This window comes from Rhizobacter sp. P1_G5 (assembly GCF_056405435.1).
Map to the genome: position 1 here is coordinate 1 of NZ_JBFUCB010000176.1, position 10025 is coordinate 10025.

General features: G+C 65.9%; 5 protein-coding genes. 3 read left to right on the forward strand and 2 right to left on the reverse strand.

Features of this window, described 5'->3' with window-relative positions; all coding sequences use genetic code 11:
- The coding region (locus tag AC1D12_RS14240) for a winged helix-turn-helix domain-containing protein (protein ID WP_477841076.1) at positions 1 to 2405 on the reverse strand (2405 nt) is incomplete at its 3' end.
- 449 nt (positions 2406 to 2854) lie between these two features.
- Here AC1D12_RS14240 and AC1D12_RS14245 point away from each other — a divergent pair.
- The 3 genes from AC1D12_RS14245 (at position 2855) to AC1D12_RS14255 (ending at position 7600) form a co-directional block, all read left to right on the forward strand.
- A complete protein-coding gene (locus AC1D12_RS14245; RefSeq protein WP_477841078.1) occupies positions 2855 to 3487 on the forward strand; it encodes a hypothetical protein in 633 nt (210 codons plus the stop codon).
- 726 nt (positions 3488 to 4213) lie between these two features.
- A complete protein-coding gene (locus AC1D12_RS14250) occupies positions 4214 to 6004 on the forward strand; it encodes a DUF1800 domain-containing protein (RefSeq protein WP_477841080.1) in 1791 nt (596 codons plus the stop codon).
- Positions 6005 to 6028: 24 nt separating this feature from the next.
- Positions 6029 to 7600, forward strand: a complete 1572-nt coding sequence (locus AC1D12_RS14255; protein WP_477825231.1) for a DUF1501 domain-containing protein — start codon at positions 6029 to 6031, stop codon at positions 7598 to 7600.
- A gap of 206 nt (positions 7601 to 7806) precedes the next feature.
- Here AC1D12_RS14255 and AC1D12_RS14260 read toward each other — a convergent pair.
- Positions 7807 to 10025, reverse strand: a 2219-nt coding sequence (locus tag AC1D12_RS14260; protein ID WP_477841082.1) for a discoidin domain-containing protein, incomplete at its 5' end; no start/stop codon positions are given.

The following is a 10025-nucleotide window of genomic DNA, read 5'->3' on the forward strand; positions in this document are numbered from 1 at the left end:
ATCGCCTGCAGGTCCGACAGGAGCGTCGCTGCGGTGTCTTCGTCGGGCTCTGCGGGCGCATCGGCCAGCAGCCCGTAGCCTTTGCCGTAGACGGTTTTGACCTGCACCGCGTGAGTCTTGCTGCGCCGCATCGCCTGGCGAATCTTGGCGATTGCTTGGGCGACCACTTCCGGCGACTCGGCTGCCTGGCGCCACACGGTGTCGAGGAGTTCGTCCTTCGTCACAAGGCGGTGACGATTGCGGTACAGATGCAAGAGCACGTCGAATGGCTTTGGCTCGAGCGTCTGGCGCCGCCCATCGACCCACAATTCGCGGCGTTCCACGTCGAGCATGCAGTGGGCGAAGCGGTACTCCCGAAGCATCGCGTCATTGGGCGGCGCCAGCGGCAAAGGGGGCTCGCGCCGCGCCTCGCTGGGTGCTGCCGACAGCTGCTGCCCCAGCCGCCGGAAGAGAGGCAGGGCAGCCGGCGCGGTTGCGAGCCGCGCAAGCAGCGACTGGGTCTCCGGTTCCTGTTGGCGCCGCCGTGCCAGCAACGCACGCGGGTACAGCAGGTTCGCGGTGGTGTTTTCGTCCTGCAGATGGGCTTGCGCGTCTGCGCGGTCGAGTTCAGCCTCCGCGAGTGGAAGGCGTCCGCTGCGCACGAGGGCCTCAACGAGCCAGGGGAACAACGGCGCCTCGGCCACTCGGTTGCCGTTGCGACGGCACTCGGACGCCGCCCGCAAAAAACAGTCGGCCGCCTCGTTGACGCGCCCAGCCGCCATGGCGGCATGGCCATGGGCCTGCCAAAGGTAGCCGTCATCCTGCACACGGTCCGGCTGGGGCAGCAGGGACAGCAGCTCGGCGGCGGCGTCCGGGCGGCCTTGCTGGCGATGGAGCAGGCAGTGGATGTTGGCGACGGTGCTCAACAGGCTCACGTTGGCCTCGATCGCCAGCGCAGTCGCGGTCGCCTCTTCCGCGCACTCTCGCGCCTCGTCCAGYCGGTCCGCGTAAAGCAGTTCGCCCGCGAGATTGAGGCACACGCTTGCAAGCGCCGTGGTGGCGTTGAGCCTGCGCGCCACGTGGGCAAGCTTCCTGTTCCAGTGGATGGACTTCTCGGCATGGCCAGACAGCGAGCTCATGATCGCCCGGAGCCACAGCACGTTCAGCAGCCCCCAGTGGCTGCCGATGCCGGTGAAGATCGCCTGGGCCTCGTTCAGACGCGTCGCTACGGAATGCAGCTCGCCGAGGCGGCACTCGACGGATGCCAGCAGCGTCAGGGTGTGTCCCTGCCAGTGCGGCGGCATGCAGACGCGGCCCAGCGCGAGGCCGTGCTCCAGACTCTGCGCCGCGTCGCGCAACTGGCCTTTCACGTGGTACAGCGTCCCGAAGCACTGCTGCACTTGCGCTTCGAGGCACTGGTCCTGGTTGCGTCTGGCGGCCTCCAACAGGCGTGCCCCGCAGACCAGCCCTTCGTCGCTGCCGCAGACGGCCTGTGCACGCAGCAGTTCCAGATCGAGGCGCGGAAAACCCGGGTCCAGGTGCTGCAGAAGCGCAAGTGCCCGAAGCGCGGCAGGCTGGCGGTTCATTGCAGCGGAGTGCTTGGCCCTTGCGAACAACTCGATGGACAGGAACGAGCAGCCATGCAACTCGTGGCCGTGGCGCTCGCCGACGCCCAGCAGTGTGTGCCGCAGGGCCTTCATGGCGGGAAGCACGAGCCCTGCGGGAGCGGCGGCGCGGATTGAAATGGCGGTCTTCCTGTCCTGCTCATGGACGTGGAGATCGAGTACGAGTTCGGGCCCTGCAAGTGTCAAGGAGCCGACCACGGCAAAGCGCGCACCGGCCGCGCGCAACATCTGCAGCATCCGCCGGTCTTCTTGCGGCCACGACGTCTCCAGTGACTGCGCGTCCTGAACCTGGATGCGTCCGTCGATCGACAGGCCATGCGCGATGCAGGCCACTAGGCCGTGCGTCGCCCACTGCAGGCCTGGGCGCCCGGTGTGATTGCGCAACGGGCCGATGATCAACGACGGGATACCGTCGCGCGACGAGCCGGGCGTGGGCCGCTCTGGGTGCGATGCCGATGCCGGTGCCGATGCCGATGCCGATGCCGGTGCCGGTGCCGATGGCACGTCGAACATGTAGCCGACACGTGGGATCGAGCGGATGATCGGCTGCGGCCCGTCGTCCCCGATGGCCAGTCGTGCCGCACGGATCGCCTGCCGCAGCGCGGCTTCGGATGCTGCCCCCTCCGGACGCAGCGCGGCCAGCAGTTCCTCCTTCGTCACCACGCGATGGCGGAAACGGGCCAGTTGCTCCAGCACGCGCCACGCCCGCGGTTCGAGCTTCACCGGTTCTCCGTGGCGGATCACGCGTCGTCCAAGCAGGTCGAGCGACCCGCCGGGCAGTGTGATGAGAAGCTCGCTCATGGCGTCGGCGCGCTGCGGCCGCGGCATCGCGAGCCAGTCGGCCGCAGCGCAGCATCTCGGGGCGTGGTGGGGGAAAAACGTTGCATCGTTGGCATGCGATCTTGCGCTTGCGCGCCGTGGACTCCCAGTGCGCTGGCGCGGCGCCGACCGGGGCTTCGGCACAAGGCGCACAAGCGTGAGTTGTTGCCCAAATGCGTATCCGTGAACCTTGTGCCTGCGATTCGTCACAAGTTCATCAAGTATGCCCGCCAACGCTCGCTGACACTGTGGCTGCCATGGACTTCGCCGACGTCACCTCGCGCCGACACGCCGGCCCCCGACCGCGCCGTTGCTCGTGCGTTTCGTGCCCGAGTTGGGCTTCAAGTTTTGTGGTCGCGTGCTTGTACGCTCGCTGCCTTCGCGATGCTCGGATTGTTTGTAGGGCGCCGCTGGTCAATACCGCCATCAACATGAACACCACATTCAAGGCAGTGGCGATGGCGCTCTTGGCGACGAAACCATCATGGTGGTCCCGTCTGTCGTTTCGCTTTCGAAGGCGGCCGGCCTACCGCCGATCCGCCCAAACCATTTCGAGGTCTTCGGTGCTGACTCCAGAGCGATCGCTCGAGTCGGCCTTGCTTACTACACCACCAGCGTTGGTCGAGACGTCACTGCCCCGCGCAGTGCCGGTGCCGGTCGACGTGCTGACGCAGTTGCTAGACATGGACGCAACTGCGCGCTCCCGACTGCGCCATCTCGCCCTTGTCGAGTCTTCCTGCCGCCTGTCGTCGCCCGATGATCCCTTTGCGCGCCTGCCGCCTCGGGCGGCTGAGATTGCGGTCCGTCAGCTCGATACAGTTTTGCCGCAGCATCCTGCGTTGCGCGTGCTTCGCCKGCAACTCGAACGACATCTGCAAACCCATAGAGCTCATGTCTCGGCGATGCTCGCGGTTGAAGACCGCAAGTGGCGAATCGAAGCGACTGCCGCCAGTTTCAGCGCATCTCTAGCCCGCGATTCGATGATCGGTGGTCCTTGGGGAGTTACTGACTTCCTCGAAACACAGCCGTGCGAAAAAGCGAGCCTCAGATCATTCGGAAGCTGAGTCGCATTCTTTCCTCGCCGTAGCGTGCCGAAGGAACGGAACATGTCCGAGACATTTGCTGAAGACGACAATCTCAAGGACTTGCCGGATCCGGCGCGGCGTGCGTTCTCCTTCGGCCTCGTAACGCCCGGCAGCCCATCTGCCGCATTCCTTGGTTCAGCTCTGCTGACCTCTCGTCTGCAACCGGGGAGGGGCCTTGAATGGCGGCGGCAAGTTGGTCTTGTCCTCGTTGCGCAAGTCCAGATCCATGCGGCAGTCTCGTGGCCTGAGTCATCGGTACGGCTTCGCTGGTCGATGAAGAGCGATTGGGAACGTTGCGCCGTGTCGGTGCGAAATGCCTACGTGACCCATGCCCGATGTCGGACTGCGCTAGGGCCTTCGTTTCCTACTTGGCGGCCGACGCTTATTGGCCGCCATGCACAGATGACGGGAGTCGACCGGAGTTCCTTGGTGAAGTAGCACAGCGATGTGCACCATCGAATTGCCCGCGGGTCTGCAGCTGAATCCGCCAGGCGAGGCGCTGCTCGAGTCAATCGATTCGGGGTGAATTTGCATCCTGTTGCATAGCGTCTCGCCACGCCAACGCTGCACGTGGCTCTCGTCGGCTCGTCACAGTTTCATCAAGTTCGCCCCATGTCGCGCCCCACACAATCGCACCGGGAAACGAAAGCCCGGCATGTCGAACGACATGTACGCGCCACACTTTGAAGCGACAGGAACTTCACGATGAGCATGCCATGCCAACGCCCGACTCGCGTCACTGCAACAAGCGCACTGCTGTGCGCACTGGTGCTGTCAGCCTGTGGGGGTGGCAATGACTCGAGCGCCCCGGCGCCCCCCGTCGGCTCTGCACCTGCACCTGCACCTGCACCTGCACCTGCAACCGAGAAGCCGGCCTCGCGTGCCGAGGCTGCGCGCTTCCTGACGCAGGCCACGTTCGGCCCGACCGATGCCGAGGTCGACCATGTGATGTCGGTCGGCTACTCGGCCTGGATCGACGAGCAGTTCGCGAAGCCCGCGTCCAGCAATCTGGCACTCTGGGATGCGAAGGCCACGGAGAACAATGCGACCGTCAACTCGGCCCAGGACGGCACGCTCCACGCGTTCTGGCGCAACGCGATCAGCGGCGACGACCAGTTGCGCCAGCGCGTCGCGTATTCGCTGTCGCAGATCTTCGTGATCGCGATGCAGGACGCAAACGTCGACGCGCGTGCGTCCGCGGGCTTCCTCGACATGCTCGGTGACAAGGGCCTGGGCAACTACCGCGACCTGATCGAGGCGGTCTCCAAGCATCCGCAGATGTTGGGCTATCTGACGGCGCTGAGAAACCAGAAGGCCGATCCGGCGACCGGCCGCGTGCCGGACGAGAACTACGCCCGCGAGGTGATGCAGCTGATGTCGATCGGCCTGCACATGCTCAACCCCGACGGCAGCAAGCAGCTCAATGCAGGCCAGCCGATCGACACCTACGGCCAGGCCGACATCAGCGGCATGGCCCGCGTCTTCACCGGCTGGAGCTGGGCCTGCCCCGCCTGGCCGGACAGCAGCTGTTTCTTCCTCGGCCAGAAGGCGGGCGTCGGCGATCCTGACCGCACCACCAAGCCAGTGCGCGGCTATCCGGCGTACCACAGCACCGAGGAGAAGAAGTTCCTCGGCGTGACGATCCCCGCCCAAGGCACGGCCGACCCTGATGCGAGCCTGAAGATCGCGCTCGACACGCTGTACAACCACCAGAACGTCGGCCCGTTCATCGGCCGGCAGCTGATCCAGCGGCTGGTCACGAGCAACCCGAGCCCGGCCTACGTCGCCGCGGTGTCGGCGCGGTTCGCCAACAACGGCTCCGGCGTGCGCGGTGACATGAAGGCGGTCGTCAAGGCCGTGCTCATGAACCCCGAGGCGCGCCAGATGACGACGAGCTCCGGCAAGCTGCGCGAGCCGGTGCTGAAGCTCTCGGCCTTCATGCGCGCGTTCGCGTTCAAGTCCGACACCGGCGACTATCGCGTCGGCACCACCGACGATGCTGCCTTCACTCTCGGCCAATCGCCGCTGCGCTCACCGTCGGTCTTCAACTTCTATCGTCCGGGCTACGTGCCGCCCGGCACGGGGGCGGCGCAAGCGGGCCTGGCCGTGCCGGAAATGCAGCTGGCCAGCGAGACCAGTGCTGCAGGCTACGTCAACTATATGTTCTACAACGTTGTGGACGGCGTCGGCATCTTCAACACCACCGTCAACGGCACGACGGTGAACCGCCGCGACCTGCAGCCCGACTACGGCGCCGAACTCGCGCTCGCCGACAACAGCTCGGCCCTCGTCGATCGCCTGAACGCCCGCCTGATGTACGGCACGATGCCGGCCGCGCTGAAGAGCCTGATCAGCAACTGCGTCGACACGTTCGCGATCCCCGCGCTGAAGACCGACAAGTCGAACCAGGCCGACGTCGACCTCGCGAAGAAAGACCGCGTGCGCACGGCCATCTTCCTGACCGTCGTGTCGCCCGAGTTCCAGGTGCAGCGCTGAGCGCAACTACGTATCGAGTCCACCATGATTGACCACCACCTGTCCCGACGTCTCTTCCTGCGCAACGCCGGTGTGCTGTCTGCCGCCGGCGCCGCAGCCGCGCCGCTTGCGCTGAACTTGGCCGCCATCGGCTCGGCCGCCGCGCAGTCGGCCAGCGACTACAAGGCGCTCGTCTGCATCTTCCTGTACGGCGGCAACGACTCGATGAACACGATCCTGCCGACCGACACGGCCTCGTGGACCAACTACACGACGGTGCGCAACCAGGCGCCCGATTCGCTTGCACTGATGGCGCCTGGTACCGCGGCGGTCGTCAGCGCCGCGGCCGGCTCGCCGGCACGGCTCGGCGGCGTGTTGCCGATCACGCCGACCACCGCGCGCACGGCGCCTGGCGGCGGCACGCAGACGTTCGCGCTGCATCCGCTGATGGGCTCGCTGCAGTCGATGTTCAACACCGACAAGCGGCTCGCGATCATCTCCAACGTCGGCCCGCTGGTCGAGCCGCTGACCAAGCAAACGTACAACAACGGCAGCGGCCGGCGGCCCGCGATGCTGTTCTCGCACAACGACCAGTCGAACACCTGGTTGTCCTTCAAGCCCGAAGGCGCGACGGTCGGCTGGGGTGGCCGGCTCGGCGACCTGATGGTGTCGCAGAACAGCCGCGCGATCTTCACGGCGATCTCGACCTCCGGCAACTCGGTGTGGCTGACGGGTCAGAGCGTCCAGCAGTACCAGGTCAGCCCGAACGGCGCGATCCAACTGGGCGCGCCCGTGGGCGGCCGGATTCTCGGCTCGCTCGAATTGACCACCGCGGTGCAGCAGGTCGTCTCTGCGACGCGCGGCGGCCACGTCTTCGAGGCCGATCTCGCCGCGGTCGCGGCGCGCTCGATCGACGCCGAGACGACGCTGCGAACCGCGTTAAAGGCGCCGAGCGATCCGATGTTCGGCACGCCGCCGGCAAGCGGCGGCAACTACAACGCCAGTGCCGACCCGAAATTACAGTACGACAACCCGCTGACCGGCGCGAAGGCGTTCAGCAACGTCGCGCAGCAGCTGCAGATGGTCGCGCGGATGATCGATGCGAGCAGCGCATCCGGCATCGGCGCCAAGCGCCAGGTGTTCTTCGTCGGCCTCGGCGGCTTCGACACGCACGAYGGCGAGAACCGCAGCCACGCCGACCTGATGGCGCGCCTGGCGCACGCGATGCGCTACTTCGACACCGCGCTCGGCGCAATGGGCGCGCGGAACAAGGTCACGACGTTCACGGCGAGCGACTTCGGACGCACGTTCACGAGCAACGGCGACGGCACCGACCATGGCTGGGGTGGGCACCACTTCGTGATGGGTGGCGCGGTCAAGGGCGGCGACATCTACGGCAAGGTCCCGGTGCTGGGCGCGAAGAACGCGAACAACAATGAGTTCGACAGCAGCCCGAACCAGATCGGCAACGGCAGCCTGCTCCCCACCACCTCGGTCGATCAGTTCGGCGCCACGCTGGCGCGCTGGTTCGGCGTGTCGGACACCGACGCGCTGACAGTCTTCCCGAACCTCGCGAACTTCGATGCGAGCGTGCGCAACCTCGGCTTCATGGGCTGATTCACAGATCGCCGCGGCACGTCGTCGCTGTCCCGAGGGCCAGTCCGGCGCGACTGGCACGGCCGTCACTGGACGGCCAAGACGCGCCGGTACTGACTGGCTTCGCGAGGTGAGCGGTCGTGATGGTGCTGCCGAGGTGGCCACACGGGCAGGGTTCATCGCCGCGATGAGCTGGAAGCGCGCCGGAAACTCCGCCTGCCGTGCAATCACTGCGGCTTGGAAACGAGCAGCCCGAATTCGCCAAGATCCGTGAAGACGCTGTCGCCATTGTTGGCTGTGACGTTGAGCCGGTAGTAGCGATAGGCAGCGGGATTTGCGATCGCGTAGGTCTTCAGCTCGAGGCGTTGGGCGAACGCCTGGTTGCTTTGCGTGTCGAGCGTGGTCCAGGTGGTGCCGTCGCTGGAGCCCTGGAACTGCCAGTCCTTCGGGTCGCGCGGGACCAGGCCGCCGGCGCTCGTGATCGCATAGCGCTGGACGCGTTCCGTGTGGCCGAGGTCATACTGCAGCCAGCCGGTCGTGCCCTTGTAGAACCATCCCGACGCCGTGTTCTGGTCGAAGGCACTCATGGCGCCACTCGTGTTCGTGCTGTCGCTCGCGGTGCCACCAGTGGCGACGTTCACCATCGGATGAGCCGGTGTGGCGCTGTCCACCGGAGAACTGCCGCTCGTTCCGGCGGAATTGCTCGCCGTGACCGTGTAGTAGTAGGTCACGCCATTGGTCACCGACTTGTCCGTGTAGCTGCTGCCTGTGACGCCCGACGCGACGGTCGCGTATTGGCCGTCGATGGATGTCGCGCGCCTGACCGTGTAGCTGGTCGCGCCGAAGGATGCCTGCCAGCGCAGCGGCACCGCGCCATCGCCCGGCGAGGCCAGCAGCATGGCCGGCGCCGCGGGAATGACTCTCGGCGCACCACCGTCGCCGCCGGTGATCTGGACGTTGCTGAAGGTGGAGGTGTTCAGGCCCTTGGCAACCGAGGAGACAACCAGGCCGACATAGATCGTGTCGGGAACGGGCGCGTCAATGCGGCCGACATCGGTGGCAGCCCAATTGGTGCCGTCGGGAGACAAGTAGCCGGTGATGATGTTCCCGATGCGCTCGAGCTTCACCCAGTACGAGGGCGTGGAGCTGGCGATGTCCATGCCCTTGGTCGCATAGTTCGCGCCACCATACACCGCGAGTTTCTGCATGTTCTGTTCGGCGTTGCCTCGGCTGGCGACGGCCATCCAGGCGCGGGGAGCGCCTGGTTCCAGGCTTGTTCGCATCATCACGCCCGCCTTTGCGGCCGGACTGGTGTTCTGGACCGACTCGACTTTCGCGATGATGGCGCCGTTGCCGGTGATGGCCTTGTAGGTGAAGTGGCAGCCGTCTTGCGTGCCCCACAAGATATCGTTGCCCGCACCCTGGATCGTCCATTTGCCGTTGGCGTAGGTGGACACGCCCGCTGGGGAGGCGCCCCCGATGTCCGCATTGCTGAACCCTGCGGTGATCGAGGTGGTCGAAGGAATGGGCAGCGCCGACGGCGGCGTCGCCTTCGTGGTGTCGGCGTCCTTGAGGAACATGAAGCTGGTGCCGTCCACGGGCATCCAGCCGCGTCTCTGAGCGATGAAGGGGGCCTGGAGGCCCTTGCGCAGGACGTAGGCGCCATAGAGCTGGGTGAGCGCGACGTTTCCGCCATTGGCGCCGTTCCAGCCGTGCCCGGTGACGTCGGTGATGTAGTAGCGATCAGTCGTGCCGAAAGGAAGGGCTGTCGTCGGGACGAGCTCGTTCACCCTCGCGAAATACTCACCCGCCGCCAGCAGGCGGTCATCAAGGTCGGAATAGATGTCGATGCCCTGGCTCCAGAGCGCCTCGGCGAGCATGGTCAGTGACTTGAGCTGCCCATAGGAGTGCCCCTGGTCGCGAAGGTAGTCGCCGAGCATGCCGATGTCGTTGGAGTTTCGCAGTCCGATATGGGCGAGGGTGCGGGTCTGGTAGACGACCTTGTCCAATGTCTCGCGGTCGTCGTTGTAGATCGCCATGAGTCCGCTGGCGACGAGGGCGAGTGCGCCCTTGTTGGCGGCCCCGTACGAGCTGTCGCCATAGGGATTCGCTGCCGGCATCAGGACGTTCCTGAAGTATTTCTTGACGGTCGCCGTGTCGTCCTCCCTCCAGCCCGGCCAGGTACTGCGCAGGATGTCCGCGCCGCCCACGAACTGGAAAGCGTATTCGCCCAGGTCGAGCATCGACTCGCGACCCGAGAACTCGACTTGGGTGGTGGCCCAACCAAGCAGCAACTTCTTCGCATTCTCCGCGTACCGCTCGTCCCGAGTGAAATACCACATCCGGGAGAGATCCCAGATGGCCGTCATGTCGTTGCGCCAGGCCCAGAGATTCTCGTCGGGCGCGCGGCTCACCTTCGCGAACGGGCCACCATGCCCTGCATAGC

Coding starts and splice junctions, on each gene's coding strand:
- AC1D12_RS14250 (WP_477841080.1), top strand. CDS start 4,214: ATGAGCATGCCATGCCAACGCCCGACTCGCGTCACTGCAACAAGCGCA.